This window comes from Microbacterium sp. UBA1097 (assembly GCF_002313585.1).
Classification (GTDB): Bacteria; Actinomycetota; Actinomycetes; order Actinomycetales; family Microbacteriaceae; genus Microbacterium.
Genome location: NZ_DCBW01000046.1, coordinates 88,719 through 106,100, shown reverse-complemented (window position 1 = coordinate 106,100; position 17,382 = coordinate 88,719). Strand labels below are relative to the sequence as shown.

17 protein-coding genes are annotated in these 17,382 nt (G+C 67.2%); 4 read left to right on the top strand and 13 right to left on the bottom strand.

From position 1 onward, the window contains the following. Nucleotides 1-20: 20 nt before the first annotated feature. Nucleotides 21-992 carry an NAD(P)-dependent alcohol dehydrogenase gene (locus B4F19_RS11320; RefSeq protein WP_228179526.1) on the bottom strand — a complete coding sequence of 324 codons (972 nt, stop codon included), beginning with the start codon at nt 990-992 and terminating at the stop codon, nt 21-23. 101 nt (nt 993-1,093) lie between these two features. Here B4F19_RS11320 and B4F19_RS11315 point away from each other — a divergent pair, with 101 nt between their 5' ends. Continuing rightward, nucleotides 1,094-1,759, top strand: a complete 666-nt coding sequence (locus B4F19_RS11315; protein WP_228179525.1) for a TetR/AcrR family transcriptional regulator — start codon at nt 1,094-1,096, stop codon at nt 1,757-1,759. Here the strand turns inward: B4F19_RS11315 and B4F19_RS11310 are convergent. The 7 genes from B4F19_RS11310 to B4F19_RS11280 all read right to left on the bottom strand — a co-directional run bounded on the left by B4F19_RS11310 (nt 1,753) and on the right by B4F19_RS11280 (nt 8,053). Next, a complete protein-coding gene (locus B4F19_RS11310) occupies nt 1,753-2,799 on the bottom strand; it encodes an isopenicillin N synthase family dioxygenase (protein ID WP_228179524.1) in 1,047 nt (348 codons plus the stop codon). The genes B4F19_RS11315 and B4F19_RS11310 overlap by 7 nt on opposite strands. Nucleotides 2,800-2,941: 142 nt before the next feature. Further along, nucleotides 2,942-3,799, bottom strand: a complete 858-nt coding sequence (locus tag B4F19_RS11305; RefSeq protein ID WP_228179523.1) for a MurR/RpiR family transcriptional regulator — start codon at nt 3,797-3,799, stop codon at nt 2,942-2,944. Beyond that, on the bottom strand, nt 3,780-4,652 hold the full coding sequence (gene phnE, locus B4F19_RS11300; RefSeq protein ID WP_228179522.1) for a phosphonate ABC transporter, permease protein PhnE: 873 nt from the start codon (nt 4,650-4,652) through the stop codon (nt 3,780-3,782). Before phnE (B4F19_RS11300) ends, B4F19_RS11305 begins: the two co-directional genes overlap by 20 nt. Further along, nucleotides 4,649-5,458 (bottom strand): phosphonate ABC transporter, permease protein PhnE, encoded by an 810-nt coding sequence (gene phnE, locus B4F19_RS11295; RefSeq protein WP_228179521.1) that lies wholly within the window; start codon nt 5,456-5,458, stop codon nt 4,649-4,651. Before phnE (B4F19_RS11295) ends, phnE (B4F19_RS11300) begins: the two co-directional genes overlap by 4 nt. Continuing rightward, entirely contained in the window at nt 5,455-6,303 is an 849-nt protein-coding gene (gene phnC / locus B4F19_RS11290) for a phosphonate ABC transporter ATP-binding protein (RefSeq protein WP_228179520.1), read from the bottom strand. Before phnC ends, phnE (B4F19_RS11295) begins: the two co-directional genes overlap by 4 nt. A gap of 33 nt (nt 6,304-6,336) precedes the next feature. Beyond that, nucleotides 6,337-7,350 (bottom strand): phosphate/phosphite/phosphonate ABC transporter substrate-binding protein, encoded by a 1,014-nt coding sequence (gene phnD, locus B4F19_RS11285; protein WP_228179519.1) that lies wholly within the window; start codon nt 7,348-7,350, stop codon nt 6,337-6,339. A 1-nt stretch (nt 7,351) separates the two neighbouring features. Beyond that, nucleotides 7,352-8,053, bottom strand: a complete 702-nt coding sequence (locus B4F19_RS11280; RefSeq protein ID WP_228179518.1) for an HAD family hydrolase — start codon at nt 8,051-8,053, stop codon at nt 7,352-7,354. A 139-nt stretch (nt 8,054-8,192) separates the two neighbouring features. Between B4F19_RS11280 and B4F19_RS11275 the strand changes: the two genes are divergently transcribed. Beyond that, nucleotides 8,193-8,852 carry an amino acid deaminase gene (locus tag B4F19_RS11275; RefSeq protein ID WP_228179517.1) on the top strand — a complete coding sequence of 220 codons (660 nt, stop codon included), beginning with the start codon at nt 8,193-8,195 and terminating at the stop codon, nt 8,850-8,852. Here B4F19_RS11275 and B4F19_RS11270 read toward each other — a convergent pair. Then, complete coding sequence (locus B4F19_RS11270; protein WP_228179516.1) at nt 8,839-10,557, bottom strand: long-chain-fatty-acid--CoA ligase; 1,719 nt, start codon at nt 10,555-10,557, stop codon at nt 8,839-8,841. The genes B4F19_RS11275 and B4F19_RS11270 overlap by 14 nt on opposite strands. A gap of 121 nt (nt 10,558-10,678) precedes the next feature. Between B4F19_RS11270 and B4F19_RS11265 the strand changes: the two genes are divergently transcribed. Then, nucleotides 10,679-10,978: a YrhK family protein gene (locus tag B4F19_RS11265; protein WP_228179515.1), complete on the top strand. Its 300-nt coding sequence runs from the start codon at nt 10,679-10,681 to the stop codon at nt 10,976-10,978. A gap of 209 nt (nt 10,979-11,187) precedes the next feature. Here the strand turns inward: B4F19_RS11265 and B4F19_RS11260 are convergent, their stop codons facing one another. The 3 genes from B4F19_RS11260 to B4F19_RS11250 all read right to left on the bottom strand — a co-directional run bounded on the left by B4F19_RS11260 (nt 11,188) and on the right by B4F19_RS11250 (nt 15,658). Beyond that, on the bottom strand, nt 11,188-12,060 hold the full coding sequence (locus B4F19_RS11260; RefSeq protein WP_228178455.1) for a hypothetical protein: 873 nt from the start codon (nt 12,058-12,060) through the stop codon (nt 11,188-11,190). A gap of 417 nt (nt 12,061-12,477) precedes the next feature. Continuing rightward, nucleotides 12,478-13,689, bottom strand: coding sequence for an MFS transporter (locus tag B4F19_RS11255; RefSeq protein ID WP_292735005.1), 1,212 nt, complete (start codon nt 13,687-13,689; stop codon nt 12,478-12,480). Nucleotides 13,690-13,819: 130 nt separating this feature from the next. After that, entirely contained in the window at nt 13,820-15,658 is a 1,839-nt protein-coding gene (locus B4F19_RS11250) for a DUF2207 domain-containing protein (RefSeq protein WP_292735002.1), read from the bottom strand. Between the two features lie 43 nt (nt 15,659-15,701). Between B4F19_RS11250 and B4F19_RS11245 the strand changes: the two genes are divergently transcribed. After that, nucleotides 15,702-16,145 carry a MarR family winged helix-turn-helix transcriptional regulator gene (locus B4F19_RS11245; protein WP_228178452.1) on the top strand — a complete coding sequence of 148 codons (444 nt, stop codon included), beginning with the start codon at nt 15,702-15,704 and terminating at the stop codon, nt 16,143-16,145. A gap of 112 nt (nt 16,146-16,257) precedes the next feature. On the opposite strand, the gene B4F19_RS11240 is transcribed toward B4F19_RS11245, so the two are convergent. Further along, entirely contained in the window at nt 16,258-17,289 is a 1,032-nt protein-coding gene (locus B4F19_RS11240) for a DUF2804 domain-containing protein (protein ID WP_292735000.1), read from the bottom strand. Nucleotides 17,290-17,382: the final 93 nt, after the last annotated feature.

The window sequence follows — 17,382 nt, the reverse complement described above, 5'->3', positions numbered from 1 at the left end:
TCCCCGGCGGACCGAGGTCGCTACATGCGCACGATCAACTTGCCGGGAACGTGCCCGTCCTCGAGCTCCGCAATCGCCGCGGGCGCGTCGGCGAGACCGACCTCTCGATGGATGACGCTACGCACGCTACCGTTGCCCAGCATCGACGCAAGAAGGGCGAGATCGGCTCCTGACCACGTCGCGTTCACCCCGACGACCCGCTCCCGGCGGAATCGACTCGCGATCAACCCCCCGAAGATCCGTGTCGCAGGGCCCAGGAGCCGGCCCTCGCCCGGACCTCCCACGAGCACCAGCGACCCGCCCGACGCGAGCAGGCTCCGCAGGTACCCGATGCGTGTGCCCCCAGCGATATCGACGATGACGTCGAACCGCTCATCCAGGTCTTCGACCTCTCCCCGCGTGTAGTCCAGGATGCGGTCCGCCCCGAGGTCCGCAACCCACGACGCGTTTCGGCCACTGCAACTCGCCACGACCCGACCGGCGCCGAGGGCGCGGGCTATCTGCACGGCGTAGTGCCCCACGCCGCCCGCCGCACCGAGGATCAGCACGCGGGAACCCGCCGCCATGCGTCCCCGATCGCGGAGCGCCTGCAACGCTGTCAGCCCGGCAAGCGGCACCGCGGCGGCATGCGCGGGCTCCACATCCTCCGGGATCGGCACGAGGTACTCGGCCCGCGCCGTCGCCGATTCCGCCAGCGAGTTGCGCGCGACGCCGAACACCGCATCCCCTACGGTCAGGTCCACGACCTCGCCGCCCACCTCTGTGACGACACCTGCCACATCCACTCCGAGTCCCGGGTTGCGCGGAGAGCGCCAGCCAGACGTGGGACGCATGAGCCACGGCAGGCCGCGCATGTGATGCCATTCGAAGGGGTTCAGCGACGCGGCGGTCACTCGCAGCCTGACTCGCCCCGGTTCCAGCGGTTCAGGGTCGACGTCCACGACCTCGAGCGTCTCCGGCCCGCCATAGCGAGAGCGACGAATGGCGCGCATGGTGATCCTCCTAGGTCGCAACGGACGGCCTTACGTTGTATGGCTATCCGCGAGGCTAGTCTTACACCGTAAGCTCGTCAAGTCGCCGGGGAGGTCGCCAGATGTCGATGCCCGACGATGCGCCTGACACGACCCGTCGACCACTGACTCGCGACAGCATCCTTTCCGCTGCGCTCGAGCTCGTCGACACAGAAGGCCTGGACGCACTGACGATGCGGGCCCTGGGTGCCCGCCTCGGCGTGGAGGCGATGTCGATCTACCATCACCTGCCGTCCAAGCAAGCCGTCATCGACGGGATCGTCGATCTCGTCTGGGCCGAGGTCACCCTGACCGGTGAGACGCGCGACTGGCGCAAAGCGGTGCGCCGAACCGCCCGATCGGCGTTCACGACGCTACTGCGTCACCCGTGGGCGAACCGTATCCGTGCGACCAGCGGCGGGCCGGCACGGATGGCCTACATCGACGCCTCACTCGGGCACCTGCGGCGCGCGGGCTTCACACCCGAGCAGGCCTTCCACGCCCATCACGTCCTCGAGGCATACATCCAGGGGTACGTCATCCAGGCCCTCGACTTCGCTCCGACGGATGCCACCGCCGAACGGGAACAACGCGACGCCGCCATCGCCTACCTCGAGCAGGTCGGGCACACACATCTCATCGAGCACGTCAGCCTGCACGCCGCCGACCAGGGGTCCGGTTTCGACTTCGGTCTGATGCTGCTACTCGACGGTCTCGATGGGCGCCTCGAACGCCCAGAATCTCAGTAGCGCCGGCTGGCAAGCACGCGCGCGGACTCCCGCGTCGCCGACGCGTTGCGCACGCCCGCGCGGGACCCGGCGAGCTTCGCGGCGATGTGCTCACCGACGGTGACCGGCTCGTACAGATCGGGGTGCTCGGCATCGACGCACGCGGCCAGCGTCTCGATCATGGCGTCGACGTTCCCGTCGTGGAAGAAGGCCGCCGACCGGCGCCGTTCGATCGTGCCGTTGATCACGGGAGGCTTCACACGATGCAGAGTCGAGGTCCACCGCTCATTGGTCCAGCGGGCGGTGATGTCGCCGAGATTGATGAGGAGCGCGTCATCGGCCGGCGCCACGTCGTTCCACGACCCGTCAGCGCCGAGCACCTGCAGACCCTTCACCTGATCGGCCCAGAGGATGGTCACGATTCCGTAGTCGGTGTGCTCGCCCATGCCGATCAGGTCGCCGTCGAGGGTCACATCGGTCCCGGGCGGGAGCGCATAGTTGTTCATGCGCATGACGTCGAGCGAGTGATCGGTACGGGAGGCGAAGAACTCCGGGTCAAGCCCCAGCGCGTCGGCGAAGATCCGCGTCATGACGCGGGCGACGCGGGCCGCTTCGGCGAAGTAGGCCTCCACCTGCGTCTGGAAGCCCTCGACCGCGGGCCAGAGATTCTCGGCATAGTCGGGCTGCGGGAGTTGCGCCATGTGTGGGTAGGTTGCAGCGGATGCCCCGATGTTGAACGCCTCGAAGAAATCGTTCATGCGGCTCGCCTGTTCCACGCCGAGGCTGAGACTCAGAGACTCCGACTTCGGCGGGCTATATCCGCGGTTGATCTGCGGCGGCGTGCGGTAGGACTTCTTCGTCTCGAGGTCGAGCGCGAAGAAGGCATCCATCGCCTCGGTGAGCCCGCGGATGACGGCATCCGGGATACCGTGCCCGGTGATCTGGATGAATCCGACAGTGCGGCAGGCGTCGTCGACGCGGCGGGCAACCTCCGCCTTCGCGGCGGGCGTCCCGTCTGCCACGTACGCGGTGATGTCCACAAGGGGGACCTGGAATGTCATAGCAACTCCTTCTCGAGCCGCTTCACGCTTTCCATTCACCCGCCGGACGCGGGCTTTCGCTTTCATGAGCGTTGCGCGTCACGATACGCGGGGCTCGTTTCACTCGCGTTACGCGGCCGCCGGCCTCGCAGCCGCCGGCTCGCTACTCTGACAGCGAACGACTGAGAACGGAGAGGGTCGCGGCCTGCGCGGCACGCGCGCTCTCACCTCGGCGCGCGACCAGCAGCCCCACGACGGACTCGGTCACGAGCATGAGCGCGGCACGGGAGGTGTGGACGAGCTCGTCGTGGAATGAGTCGTTGACCGGGGCGACGATGAGTGAGACATCCGCGGCTTCCGCGACGGGTGAGCGGGGAAACGAGGTGATCGCGAGGACCCTCGCGCCGCTCGCACGTGCTTGGGTGACGACATCGAGCGATGCCCGGTTCGCTCCCGACCCGGACACGACCAGGCACGCCGACCCCGGGCCGAGATGCCCCGCGGCGATCTGCTGCCCCAGGGTGTCGGGCATGTACTCGGCCGGCCTACCCGCAGAGGTCAGGCGCATCGCGAGGTCGATCCCGAGCGGTGAGGACAGCCCGTTCGCCGCAACGAGCAGGCGCTGCGCATCGTCGATATCGCGCACGAACGCGTCGAGGCCTTCCTCCGTGAGCGCAGAGACGGTGTGGCCAAGTCGCGATGCGAACCGGTCGACGGCTCCCCGAAGGGCGCCGAGCATCGTCCCATCCGTCTCGGTGACGTCTGCGCCGGTGAGGGAAACCTCACGCGCGAGGGCGACGCGCAGCTGCGGGTACCCCTCATAGCCGAGCGACTGCGCCGTGCGGATGACGCTCGCTCGCCCGACGCCGACGATGTCGGCGACTTCCTGTGCGGTGCGCTCGATCGCCGACTCGATGTCAGCTGCAATGGACTCGGCGACACGTCGTTCAGTCGGCTGCAGCGACGGAGCGAGCATCGCGATACGCATCGTCGGCGGCGTCTCAGCGGATCCCGACCACATCCTGGCGTCCTTTCGAGGATCGTCTGGTCCCGCGCACCCGGGCGCCCTGCGTGATCCGGCGGCGTATCGCCCCCGAGATCGCATCGATGGTCATCGTCGCGACGACCACCACGATCAGCAGCATTCCGACGGTATCCCATTGCCGGAAGTTGGTGTAGTTGGCGAGCATGCTGCCGATCCCGCCTGCACCTACGAGCCCCAGCACCGCCGAGGTACGGATGTTGATCTCGAAACGGTACAGCGCGAACGACATCAGCGCGGGGGCAGCGGCGGGCCACAGCGCCCATCGGGTGACTTCTGCCGTGCCACCACCTGCGGCCCGCACGGCTTCGGATGCGCCCTCCTCGACCGACTCGATCGTTTCGTAGACCCATTTCCCCTGCGTGCCGATGCCCGCGATTCCAAGCGCGAGTGCACCAGTGAAAGGCGTGAGTCCCGTGATCGTGAGCAGCAGCAGCGCGATGATCACTTCGGGGAGCGCACGGATGACGGCGAACAGGCCCCTCAGCGGCATCCGGATCCAGATCGGGCCGACACCCCGCGCTGCCAGCATCCCGAGCGGGATCGAGATGACAACACAGAGGATCGCGCCGATCCACGCCATCGAGATCGATCGCCACGTCTCGAACAGCGCCCGAGGAAGCTTCTCCCAGTTGGGATCGGCGAACATCAGTGCGCCGTAGTGGAGCAGCTCGCCCGGAATCGCGCCGACGTCGCTCCAGTCGATCGGAAGCCCCACGACAGACAGGAGGACGACCAGCCCCACAGCGACCGCCGTGATGGTCGGACCGAGGCGGGATGGATGCGGCGGCAGCTCCAGACCGAGCGCTCGTGCCGAGGCTGACGCGCTCACACCAACCGCCTTCTCAAGTAGTTGGAGAACACCTCGATGAGAACCACCACGACGAGGATCTCCAAGACGATCAGCGAGACGTCGTCGTAGGCGTAGAAGGCGCGACGCTCATCGAGCAAGCGCCCGATGCCGCCGGCACCGACGATGCCGAGGATCGCTGACACGCGCACATTCAGTTCGAGGGTGTAGAGCCATTGATTGGCGAACAGGGGCCAGGTCTGCGGGAGGGCCGTGACTCGGTTGATCTGGGCCTGGGTGCCGCCGGCGGCGCGCCCAGCCTCCATGTAGGGGTGATCGGCGGAGTCGATCGCCTCAGAGACGAGCTTCACGACGATTCCGATGTCGAAAAGGAACAGGGTGATGACACCCGGCAGAACCCCGACACCGATCATCGCGACCAGCACCGTCGCGTAGACGAGGTCGGGCACGGATCGGACGACGTTGATCACCGCCCGGACGAAGCGCCGGGAGAGGGCGTGCGGGTTGGTCGGCACCGCCGCCCAGAGGGTGAGTGGAACCGAGACCAGCGCAGCGAGGAATGCGCCGACCACCGCCATCTGCAGCGTCTCGAGCATCGGACCGATCGTGCGCGGCAGGAACGAGAAGTCCGGTTGAAGGAACTGGACGAGGATGCCGGAGCCGTTGCTCCAATTGCGGATGATCGCGCCGAAGTCCAACTCGATGCCGCCGATGGCAGGAATACAGGTCAGGGCTGTGAAGCCCGCGACGGCGAGCACGATCAGGGCGACACGCGCGCGATTGCGAGGCCGCGGTGGCAGGGTGTACCGCGGGAGGACCTGACTCATCGGTCGAGCCGATCGACCGGCTGGATCGGGCGCCCGTAGATCTGCTCGAAGTCGGCATCCGTGGCGTCGGCCGCCAGGCCGTCGTAGACGAGCTCACCACCGCGCAGTCCGATCATGCGGGTCGTGTACTGGCGTGCGAGGTCCATGAGGTGGATGTTGACGAGCACAGTCAGCCCGTCCTCGACGTTGATACGACGGAGGTCGTTCATGACGGCATGGGCTGTCGGGGGGTCGAGGCTCGCGACCGGCTCATCTGCGAGCATCACACTCGGTTGCTGTGTGAGTGCGCGAGCGATCGCCACGCGCTGTTTCTGCCCTCCGGAGAGCTGACCGGCCCGCGTCCACACCTTCTCGAGCATCCCGACGGAGTCCAGCGACTGGAGCGCGAGCTCTCGGTCGACAGCCGAGGTCAGCCCGAGCACCGTGCGATAGGTCGACGTGTGTGCGAAGCGACCGACAAGGACGTTGCGGTAGACGCTGGCCCGATCGGCGAGGTTGAAGCCCTGGAAGATCATGCCGATGTGCCCGCGCAACTGCCGCAGCCGACGGCCGCGCAGACCCGTCACGACTGACGGGCCGACAGTGATCGTTCCGCTCGTCGCCGGCACAAGACCGTTGATCGCCCGGATGAGGGTGGACTTCCCCGAGCCGGAAAGACCGACGATCGACACCATCTCACCGGCGGCGATCTCCAGGCTCACGCCACTGAGGGCGCGGGTGCCGTTGGGGTAGACGACCGAGACGTCTTCAAGGCTGATCGCCCACGGTGTGGCGGTCGAGGCGACGGCGGGCGCGGAGGCCGAGGGGTTGCCCCCGGCCTCCGCGCGCTGCGGATCAGTGTGCATGCACCGACTCCTTGCGGGAACCTCGCGGTTCGGTCAGTTCCGGAACTGGGAGAGGATCTCGCCGTAGCGGGTGATCTGCTCGGCGGCGGTCTGGTCAGTCCAGTCCGAGAGCCCGACCAGGTCGAACATGACGGTCTTGGCTTCGTCAGACGAGTCAGCGTAGCCGTCCATGAGGGAGGTGAGCTGGGCCACGAGGTCCGCGGGGAGCGTGGACGAGACTGCGACGCCGCCGTTGGGAATCATGTCGGTGTAAGCGAAGGCCACGACCTTCTCGGCGACATCCGGCGCCTCCTCCGCGACCGTCGTGCGGGCATCCCAGTAGGCGAAGCCGACCTCTGCGTCACCGTTGTAGACCGCGAGTACGGCGTTGTTGTTGCCTTCGACAGGGATCTGCGTGATCCCGTTGTCGGTGTCGATTCCGGCCTCGCGCATTGCCACGACGGGGTACTGATAGCCGGCAGGAGACGTCGCCGCCTGCAGGGCAACTGTCGTGCCATCATCGATCTTCGTCAACGCGTCGAGCGCCTCGGGACCCTGGCCGGACGCATTCTCCCCCGCCGACTCGATTCCGTTGCAGTACGACAGCTCGATGCCGCTGGCGGCATACGTCGACAGCTCGGGAGCTTCGGCACAGTACTTGTCGGGGTTGTTCGTGTATGCGACCGACGCATACGAGGTAGCCCCGAAGCGCACGTCGCGCAGGATGAGCTGGGCGTCGTAGCGCTCCATGGCGTTGTAGAGCGAGCCGGCGTCGGTGATGATCACCTGCGCCTGGTCGGTTCCGAGCGCCTCGACCGTGGCGGAGTAGTCGGTGGCGACGACGCCGTTGACCTCGATGCCGAGGTTCTCGGACAGGTACGTCGTGAGCGGGTCCAGCGCTTCGGCCAGATCTTCGCCCTCGACAGAGGGGACGAGCGAGATCGTGATCTCCTCGGGCCATGCCGTATCGGCCGAACCCGACGCCGACGAGTCGGGTTCGGTGGAGCAGCCGGCGAGGGCAAGGGCGGCAATGGCCGCGATGCCCGTGACCATCAGGGACTTGCGCATGTCAGGGATGCCTTTCGAGTGGGGTGGTGCGGGAGGGACTGGACACCGCGGATGCGGCCCAGGATTCGATATCGGAGTAGAGGTCGGAGAGAGTCGTGCCGCGCATCGTCACCGGCGCGCTCGCGCGAGCGGCGGTCGCGCCCACGAGCGCAGTGTCGGCACCGAGTTCCATCGCGGGCGCCAGGTCGAGTTCGACGATGTCGCCGACCGAAAGCACGGGTCCCGCTTCGAGGGCGTGCGCGAGAATCGGCCGGAGCCCGTCAGGCTTGCCGACAGTGAAGTGCAGCGCATCGAAGGCCTCCGCGACTCCCCACGCGGACAGCAACGGCACGATGCTGTCGCTCGGTGCGTTGGTGGCGAGAATGATCTGCGCATCGCGTCCGACTCGGTCGAGGAAAGGCGCGAGCCTTTCGGGTGCCATCACGGGTGCGTCCGCCGAGCCGAGCGCGGCGCGCGATGCGGCGTATGCCTCATTGAGGACGCCCGCATGGATTCCAGCCTTCGCAGCCAACGACCCGACGACGTCGTAGCCGTCGCGATAGAGATCGGTGTCGCCCGCTTCGAAGGCTGCGAGCGCGGACACCGCCAGGTCGAGGAAGACCGTGTCACCGGAGCGTCGGGCGATCGCACGCGCGTAGGCGACGATCGGACCCGCACCGAGGGCGAGGGTACCGTCGAAATCGAAGACGATGGTCGGTGTCACTGCTCTGCTTCCCCGCCCACATCGATTGGGACGTTGCGTCCATACTTGCATCGGTTTGTGGACGCTGCGGCCACAGCAGGTAAACAGCTCGTGAAATCCAGGGCCCCACCATCGGCAGGTGCCCGTCTACGCTGGAGGCGTGTCGGACGCCTTGGACGCTGCATCCGCCCGCGCCGGCGAGAATCCGCGTGCCACGTTGGATGAGTTCTCCTGGCTCGGCGCCGCGATCGATGATGACGCAGCGGCGGGGCGCTTCGCCGCGTGGGGAACATCGTCAGTGATCGACGAGTTCCTTCGCCAGCCGGTCGTGACCACCGACCTGTTCCAGGCGCTTCACGAACGGGCAGGGATCGACGCCCTCTGGCCGGTCGGGAACGCGGGGCTGCTCCACGTGTACGGATATCTCCTCTCTCGAGTCATGACACCGTTCGGGCGCAAGCGCGACCGGTGGATCGCGGGCGATCTCGCGCGCCTGTGCGGCCTGCCCCCCGACGAGTTCCTGCCGTGGGTGCGTGAGAGCACCCTCCTCGAGCGCGTGACGGCAGCCGCGACAGGTGTCCTCGACCACAACCTCCGCCGCACGGAACGATTCGGCGAACTCAGGTCGCGGATCGCGCTGACCGACCAGCAGGGACCCGCCGCACTGGCCTACGCCGTGGAGACACCCACGGTCGGCCGTCGCATCATCACGATGTTCCCGGTCTCGGATGCGGCGGCACTGCTCACCCAGATCGACGAGGACGAACCGCGTCTTCGCTGGAACGCCGCACTGCCAGAGCAAGACCTCAGCGCACGCTGAGGCTCTCGCGCACCGACCGACGCAACACCTTGCCGATCTGCGAGCGTGGAAGATCGGGGACCTCGACGATGCGCTTGGGGACCTTGTAGGCAGCGAGATGAGGTCGGACGAAGTCGCGCAGGCCCGTGGAGTCGAAGTGCGCGCCCTCGCGCATCACCACGGCCGCCACGACATCCTCACCACCCGAGGATCGCCGGATGCCGACAACCGCCGCAGCCTCGACATCCGGATGCAGCACGAGCACCTGCTCGACCTCGCTCGGGCTCACGTTGTAGCCGCCTGTGATGATGAGCTCCTTCACGCGGTCGATCACCGTGACGAAGCCATCCTCGGCGACCGTGACGATGTCGCCCGTGCGCAGCCAGCCATCCGGGAGAAGGGCCGCGGCGGTCTCCTCGGGGCGCTCCCAATAGCCCTGGAAGACCTGCGGACCCCGGATGAGCAACTCCCCGGCCTCCCCCATTTCGCGGTCGATGGTCGGGTTGTCGGGATCGACCACGCGGATCTCCGTGCTCGGAAACGGCACGCCCACGGTGCCGGGTCGTCGGGTGGGGCCGATGGGGTTTCCCAGGGCGACAGGCGAGGACTCCGTCATGCCGTAGCCCTCGACGAGCAGGCCGTCGCTGGCCTCCTCCCACCGTGTGACTGTCGGAATCGGCAGACCCATCGCCCCCGAGATGGCGAACCGGATGCTGCGCAGGTCGATCCTTCGGTGAGCCGCCGCCCGGGCCAGCGCGTCGTAGACGGGCGGGACGGCGGGAAGGAACGTCGGCGGCGAGTGCTTTACGGCAGCCACCACTGCGTCGACGTCGAACCGAGGGAACAGCACGATGCGCGCCCCGATCGAGATCGCGAAGGTCAGGCACAGCGTGAGGCCGTAGGCGTGAAAGAGCGGGAGCACGGCGTAGAAGGTTTCGGCGCCTTCGCGCAGACCCGGCACCCACGCGCGGCCCTGAGCCGCGTTCGCGCGCAGATTCCGATGGCTGAGGATCGCGGCTTTCGGGGTTCCGGTCGTCCCGCTCGTCAGCTGCAGCAGCGCGATGTCATCGAGCGTCGGCGCTGCGACCTTCTTCGAAAGACGACGGGTGCCCGTCAGCGTCTTCCACGCCACCAGCTTCTTCGCGGTAGGTCTGGCCGTCATCGCAGTACGCGTCTCCCGCGCAGCGGGGACGGGGAGCTTCAACGCAAGGCGCTTGCCGAGTGGGAGCGCATCCGGCATCCGTACCGACACGATCGTGCGCGGCCGAACATCTGAGGGCATCTCGGCGATCGTGTCGGCGACCTTGTCCCACACGATCGCGGCGACAGCGCCGTGCACCTCGAACTGATGGCGCAGTTCTCGAGCCGTGTACAGCGGGTTGTGCTCCACGACGATGGCTCCCAGGCGCAGGACCGCATAGAACGCGACGACGTGCTGCGGACAGTTCGGCAGCACCAGCGCCACCCGGTCCCCCGCGACGACCCCCTGCTTGCGCAGTCCGTTCGCGACCCGCTCAACCCGCTCCCCCAGCTCGGCGTAGGTCGTCTGCCTCCCGAAGAACTCCAGCGCGACCTCTTTCGGATAGCGGGAGACGGATGCCGAGAGTAGATCGACGAGAGTCTGATCGACCGGATCGATCTCCGCGGGCACACCGTCGGCGTAGGCGGAGAGCCAGGGTCGATGTGACAGCGGTGACCAGTGGTCGGACAGGTTCGGGATGCTCATCGTCTCTCTTCCGATCGGCAGCGCGGGCCAGTCTAGGCAAGCTCGTACGTCCCGTCGGGCATACGTCGGGGCACGCGCACGGGGGTCGCGGCCGCGCTGGGCGGTCTGGCACCATGTCGCGATGGCCGATTCCGAGAACAGCCAAGATCCGACCGACCTCGACATTCCCCTCGGACGCGACGAACTCGTCATCCGGAACCGCTACGAGACCCTCAGCACCGCCAATGACTTCCTCATCGGCGTGATGTTCGTCGTCGGGAGCGTCCTGTTCCTGTCCGAGTCGACCTCGACAGTCGGCACGTGGTTCTTCATCGTGGGCAGCGTGCAGTTGCTCATTCGGCCGAGCATCCGCCTCGCTCGGCGCGTACAGCTCCAGCGTTTCGACAGCCCGGACAGGACCGACCATGGCGGGGACTACTGAGCGGCTGCACAGCGCCGGCGCACCCGTGAAAGAAATCACAAAAAGATAACGACGAGGTCTTCCCTTCCGTTACCTCACCGTTATAGAGTGCTTGCACGGTAGTTGTTTTGCTGTGGCAGCTACCGGCATGTGATTGCAGGACACTCTTGGTGCAAGGGACAAGGGCCGGTCGGAAGCCTCTCCGACCGGCCCTTACTTGTGCCCCGTAGTCAGTACCAGCCGACTGACTGCGAGTGACCCCACGCGTTGCACGGCGAGCCGTAGCGTCCGGCGATGTAACCAAGGCCCCAACGCACCTGCGTGACGGCGTTAGTGGCCCAGTCGCCACCGGCTGACGCCATCTTGCTGCCCGGCAGCGCCTGCGGGATACCGGTTGCGCCGCTGGAACCGTTGTAGGCGGCGTAGTTCCAGCCAGACTCCTTGTTCCACAGCGACACGAGGCACGAGAACTCACCGTCACCCCAGCCGTACTGCGACGCCATGATGTCACGGGCAGCGGCCTGCGCCGCACCCGGGGAGTTGTCACCGGTCGAAGCGACCGGACCGGATACGGCCGGAGCAGCAGCGGCAGCGGCTCGGCGCGCCTCCTCGGCTGCGACGCGCGCGGCCTCTTCAGCCGCGGCCTTGGCGGCGGCTTCCTCCGCAGCCCGGCGCGCCTCTTCGGCGGCGACGGCAGCAGCGAGTCGCTCACGCAGTGCGTCGATGTCCGCCTGCGCATCGGCAACAGCATCCGTCACCGCGGAGGTGAGCGAGGGCAGCAGCACGACCGGCAGAAGATCCAGTCCCTCGAGGTCGGCGGTTGCCACGTCCACCGCCGATACCGACACGACTGTCGGAGCTTCGACCGTCAGCCCGGATGCCGCAACCTCCTCGTTCAGAGCATCGGCGTCAGCAACCACCGTCGCGGCGGCGGCAAGAGCCGCCTCGGCATCCGAGGTCAGGGACTGAACAGAGGATGCCTCCGTCTGGATGGATGCGGGAAGCGGGGGCGCTTCACCGCCGAGTGTCGACGCACTCGCGGGGGCGGGTGTGTCCGCGAATGCGGCCGTCGATGAGGCGCCCAGCAGCAGGGTCACACCCATGGCAGCTGCAGTCAGAGCACGGGCACGAGGGCGGGAGAGGAAAGGAGTTGACGATGAGCGTTGACGCACGAATTCAGTGGCTTCCTGATCGGAGAATCAAGCGGGCAGCACCAGTGGGCCCGGAAAGAGAGTGCCTCGGGACGGCACACAAGTTTCCGAGTCTGGGCGCTGATCCTGAACGAAAGCTCCACGAAGCCTGACCGAATCATGCGTCAGCTATGAATCACAAAAAGATAACGGCGAGGTCTTCCCTTCCGTTACCTCACCGTTATAGAGTGCTTGCACGGTAGTTGTTTTGCTGTGGCAGCTACCGTCATGTGATTGCAGGACACTCTTGGTGCAAGGGACAAGGGCCGGTCGGAAGCCTCTCCGACCGGCCCTTACTTGTGCCTGCGCGACGCCCCGGCGCCAGCTCAGTCAGCGACGCACGCGCCGCCCGACAGCGCCGAGCAGGGCAAGCAGTACGGATGCCGCCACGACAAGGCTGAACGCGACCGCGGCGCCCCCGGTCGCGGCTCCGGCGCCACCGGCCGCGGTACCGATGCCGACACCCAACACCACCCCACTGCCGGTGAGTGTCATGAGAACTCCCGCCCGGCCGCGCTCGACGATGGAGCCCGCGACGCCGTAGAGCGTGAGCAGCGCCGGCCCCTGGAAGGCGCCGGCGAACACCGCGAACAGCAGCACGATCGGGACGGTCGGGGCAAGGGTCATGCCGACGCCACCGAGCGCCATGCCGACGGCTGCGCCGATCCATCGCGTCCAGGGCCCGATCGAGGGCGGGAGGGCGACCATCGCCAACGTCGTGACCGCTGAACCGACTGCCATCACGGCATAGAAGAGCGCACCCGCATCAGGCATCCCCTGAGCCTGCGCGAACGCCGTGAGCCCCGCCTGGCTCGCCCCGAAGAACACGCCCATCGCGAGCATGCCTCCGAGCACGAGGGCCGCCATCGCCCAGCGAGCGCGGCCAGGTTCTGCCACCTCTACGGCTTCGGCATCCGGCTTCGTGTCGCGGCGCGGCACCAGTGCGGCGGTGCGGTGGAGAGCGAACTGCGTCACGAACACCGCGATCAGCGCTGCCGCCGCCAGCAGCGAGACCTGCGGGGACAGCGCCACCGCGACGATCCCCACCAGCGCCGGACCGATGATGTAGACGACCTCATCGACGACGCCCTCGAACGCGAACGCCGCCGAGACGTCTTCGCGCGACATCGCGAGCCAGCGCACCCGCGAGAGAGGTCCGACCTGCGGCAGGGAGAGACCAGCCAATCCCGCGAGCGCGACAGCGACACCGTCGGGCACGTTCCCGATGGTGAGGACGAAGGCCACGGCGGATGCGACATTGACGACGACGCCGATCATGAGGACGCGGCGCTGACCCCACCGGTCAGAGAGGGCGCCGCCGACGGGGGCTCCGACCGCTTCCCCGAGCGCCGTCGCGGCGGCGGCGACTCCTCCGACCGCGATTGAACCGGTCGCCGAGGTCGCGAGGGTCAGGATGGCAAGCGGCACCATGGACACCGGGAGGCGTCCGAATGACGTCGCAATGAGATAGCCCCAGCCGGCGAGAGATGGCAGGGCGCGGTAGGCGGCAAGGGCAGAACGCCCCGACGACGGATCGGTCACAGACGGAATCTCTTTCCGACGCATCCCCCGACCCGGATGACGTCGCCCGCCCGCTGATGAACTGTTGTGGGTCGGACTCTATCAGCGGAGGATTTCGTCCATGTTGCCCTGAACCCCGGCGCGGAGCGAATCAGACTCCGCCGCCGCCACCACCGCCGCCACCACCGCCGGCGCTCCCGCCACCGCTGGAACCACCCGAGGTGGACGAGGTGGTCGTCGTCGAGAGCGTGGAGATGCCCGAGGAGAACGCCGCTGCGTTGAATCCCGCCGTGCCGACGTACCAGCCGGGAACACCGGTCTGGTCATACAGCACAGCGAGATGCTCTGCCCACTCCTCCTCCTGGCCGAAGACCACGGCATACGGCAACAAGGTCTCGTAGATCCGCAGCATCTGACGAGGATTCGCGGGATCCACACGGGCCCCGGCGTCGTCGACAGCGAACCGCTCGGCACCCTGCGGCGACTGCAGCATCCGGATCCGGTCAGCCTCGGCCCACTCGATGAACATCCGCAGGCCCTTCAGATGATCGCGGGTCTCGGCGCCGGCAGCGGTCAGAGGCTTCCGGGACACGAGGAGTGCGACCACGAAGATCATGACGAACGCCGGAATCATGAGGAGCACAGGGATGGTGGCGTCCACGAACGCGCCGAGCGCGAAGAACCCGAACACGATCGTCAGGATGCCGAACACGATCGACCCGAACATCGGCCAGAACCGCGAGCCGCTGGGAACCGCACGCCGAAGTCCTCGGGTGTCGAGTTCCCGTTCGGCGGCCTTGATGATGCGGCGCGCAGCGGAAGAGAGCCGCGTGTCGTTCGATCCGAACTCGTACTCCTCGCCGGGTGTCATGTGCGGGAACAGTCCCTGGAGCAGCAGGAAGCCGTCACCGTCCGCGCGCGCGGGGTCCAGCAGCACCGCCTTGAGCTTCAGACCGCCGAACAGTTTGCGACCGGCTTCCTCGATACGGATGCTGCCGACGACCGCCTGTTCGAGCACTTCAGCCGGGATCGCCTTGGTCGTCTTTCCCAGCAGCACCGCGCTTTCCAGCGCGTCGATCCGCGGCGGCGGGTTGAACTCGGCGATGATCGTCGGCCGCCCGGGCTCGTCACGCAGCATCCTGGTCCGGAAGACGATCGCCCATACGAACGAACCGATCACGCCGAGAAACGCGAGAGCCTGCAGCCATCCGAACGGCGACGCGACGTACGAGCTGTCGAAGGACGCAAAGGTGTCGGCGTCGAAGGCCACGGCGATCGTAACGGTCTCGTAGGCCAGCACGTCGGTGGCGGATGCCGTGACTGTCACGCCGCCGTCGGCATCCGTCGTCGAGGCGATCGGGCACTGGTCGGTAGCGCCTGCCGCACCGACGTAACAGGACTCCGCCCCCGTGAGTGCGGATGCGAGTTCTGCCGGCACATGCAGCGTCGCCGAGACCGACCCGAAGGGCTGGGCCCAGTCGACACCATTGACGTTCCAGTAGAGCTCGTCCACCCCGGTGTCGTCGAAGAAGCGGGCGACGTTCTCGAGCGTGTAGGTGAAGACGTAGGTCTGCGCGCCATGCACGTAGTCGTCGGCGCGCGAGGTCATGACGTAGACCCCGTCCTCGCTCTCGACCTCGGCGGGCCGCGGGGCTCCCTCGGCGTCGGTGATCGACACGAGCTGAGGGTGCAGCGGGGCACCAAGGTACGAGTCGGGCAGGATGCGGCGCATCCCGCGGTTCTGGTCGTACTCCGGGAAGACCGCGACGAATGTCTCGACGACGGTCATCGTGCTGGTTCCATCGTCCGCACGGCCCAGGGTGTAGTCGGCAGCCATGCTCTCGAAGACGAAGTCGTTGACGTCTGTCGACACAGCGGCAGCCTCGTCGCCGAACGACACGCTCACCGAACACGCGACCAGGGCGACGAGAGCAAGGGCGGCGGCCGCGGCGGCGCCGACGGCCCGCCGCGTCAGGATCCGAGCTGACATGTGATCAGCCTACGGGCGCCGGCATGGTCGTACTCTGGTGTGCATGACGGACCGGCGACTGGCGATCGACGCCTGGGAGAGTCTGTTCCGCGCGCAACACGAAGTGCTCGCCGAGATCAGTGGCGACTTCATCGTCGGCGAACTGACGCAGGGCGAGTACGACGTCCTGCTCACCGTCACCCGCGCGCCGGGGATGTCGGCGCGCCTGCGCGATGTGACATCCAACATGCTGATCAGCCAGCCGAGTGTCTCGCGCCTGGTCGACAGGATGGTCGCCTCGGGGTTGCTGACCAAGTGCTCGGATCCGGACGACGGCCGCGGCGCGGTGGTCACCGCGACCGATCGGGGTGCCGGTCTCTTTCGCAAGGTCGCCTCAGCTCACGGCAGGTCCATCGCCGAACGGATGTCAACCCTGAGCGACACCGAACTCGAACAGCTCCGCACGCTCACCTCGAAGCTCCGCGGCCCCCGCGCGTCAGACTGCTGAAGCCTGCATCCGGGCCGAACGCAGGACGAGACCCGGAGTCTCGACTCTCTTCTAGACCTCGGCGCCAGTTCATCCTGCAAACGGCGCGGCAGGCGATCCCGGGCGTGATCCGCTACCAACGGTTGTGGACGTGTTCTGCCCACCCCTCGACACCGTCGAACGGGATGACTTCGCCGCCAGCCGTCGTGAAAGCCCCTGACCACACGCCGAAGCACTGATCCGTCGCCGCCGCAATGATGCCGAGGTTCGTTCGCGCGACACGGTCATAGAACGGGACGAATCGGGCGTCAAGACCGCCGCCGCGCACTGACCACGGACGCAGGAAGTCTGCCTGGTCGTACTCCCAGGTCAGGTCCTCGTGAATCTTGTGCATCCGTCCATCAATGAAAAACGCGTTCTCGGTGGCGCCGGTGCCGTCGGTCCACTTTCCGCCGACCTGGATCCCGATCACGCTGCCCTGGTAGCGGCCCGATCCCGCGCCCCAGTTCCAGGTGATGTCGTACGGCCATCGCCCGCGACCGTGGTCCAGCACCGCCCACGACTCGCCAGCCGGCAGGTCGTACACCGTGCCGTCGACCGTCACCGTGCCACGTGCGGGACGCGCGACATCCTTGACCGTGTATTGGAAGCGCCGCTTAGTCCAGGGCACGACGACGGCCAGACTTTCGTGCCCCGCAGGCTTCTCGGCGAGAACATCGACGGATGCGCGTGGGACCTCGACTCGCATCCGAACGCCGTCTGGCTCCTCCGTGACCTCGATCCGAAGATCCTTGGCCCGGGCAGAAGCGTGACCCTGACCCAGCGTTGGCGGCAGGCTGACCCCGCGAGCGGGAAGCACGGTGGCCGCGCGATGGACAGCCTCGCGGGTGTCGCGATTGAAGATCCACACCTCGTGCACCGCGGCGTAGTCGATGGCTGACACGGTGAGACCCACGATGTATCGCGGCGTCATGATGTTCCAGTACTCCCAGCGCTTATTGCGCCCCCAGAACCGGCGCGGCCCAATCCCGCCGGTCCGGATCAGTGGGGAGCGCGCCCAGCCGAGAGCCGCGGGGTTCAGGCGACCGTCGGGAAGGGTGAGCTCGACCGGAGCCGTGATCTCACTGCGAGAGTCTTGTTTGGGGAAACGAGTCGTCGTCGACACGCGCTCCAGCCTAGATGCGGGACTATTCATCCTCGCGCCCGAGCGAGCACGCAGAAGCCCCCGGTCCGTTCTCGGGCCGGGGGCTTCTGGAGA

Excerpts from the sequence above, each read along its gene's own strand:
- B4F19_RS11320 (WP_228179526.1), bottom strand. The coding sequence starts at position 992 with ATGCGCGCCATTCGTCGCTCTCGCTATGGCGGGCCGGAGACGCTCGAG.
- B4F19_RS11315 (WP_228179525.1), top strand. The coding sequence starts at position 1,094 with ATGTCGATGCCCGACGATGCGCCTGACACGACCCGTCGACCACTGACT.
- B4F19_RS11310 (WP_228179524.1), bottom strand. The coding sequence starts at position 2,799 with ATGACATTCCAGGTCCCCCTTGTGGACATCACCGCGTACGTGGCAGAC.
- B4F19_RS11305 (WP_228179523.1), bottom strand. The coding sequence starts at position 3,799 with ATGTGGTCGGGATCCGCTGAGACGCCGCCGACGATGCGTATCGCGATG.
- phnE (WP_228179521.1), bottom strand. The coding sequence starts at position 5,458 with ATGAGTCAGGTCCTCCCGCGGTACACCCTGCCACCGCGGCCTCGCAAT.
- phnC (WP_228179520.1), bottom strand. The coding sequence starts at position 6,303 with ATGCACACTGATCCGCAGCGCGCGGAGGCCGGGGGCAACCCCTCGGCC.
- phnD (WP_228179519.1), bottom strand. The coding sequence starts at position 7,350 with ATGCGCAAGTCCCTGATGGTCACGGGCATCGCGGCCATTGCCGCCCTT.
- B4F19_RS11270 (WP_228179516.1), bottom strand. The coding sequence starts at position 10,557 with ATGAGCATCCCGAACCTGTCCGACCACTGGTCACCGCTGTCACATCGA.
- B4F19_RS11265 (WP_228179515.1), top strand. The coding sequence starts at position 10,679 with ATGGCCGATTCCGAGAACAGCCAAGATCCGACCGACCTCGACATTCCC.
- B4F19_RS11260 (WP_228178455.1), bottom strand. The coding sequence starts at position 12,060 with ATGGGTGTGACCCTGCTGCTGGGCGCCTCATCGACGGCCGCATTCGCG.
- B4F19_RS11250 (WP_292735002.1), bottom strand. The coding sequence starts at position 15,658 with ATGTCAGCTCGGATCCTGACGCGGCGGGCCGTCGGCGCCGCCGCGGCC.
- B4F19_RS11245 (WP_228178452.1), top strand. The coding sequence starts at position 15,702 with ATGACGGACCGGCGACTGGCGATCGACGCCTGGGAGAGTCTGTTCCGC.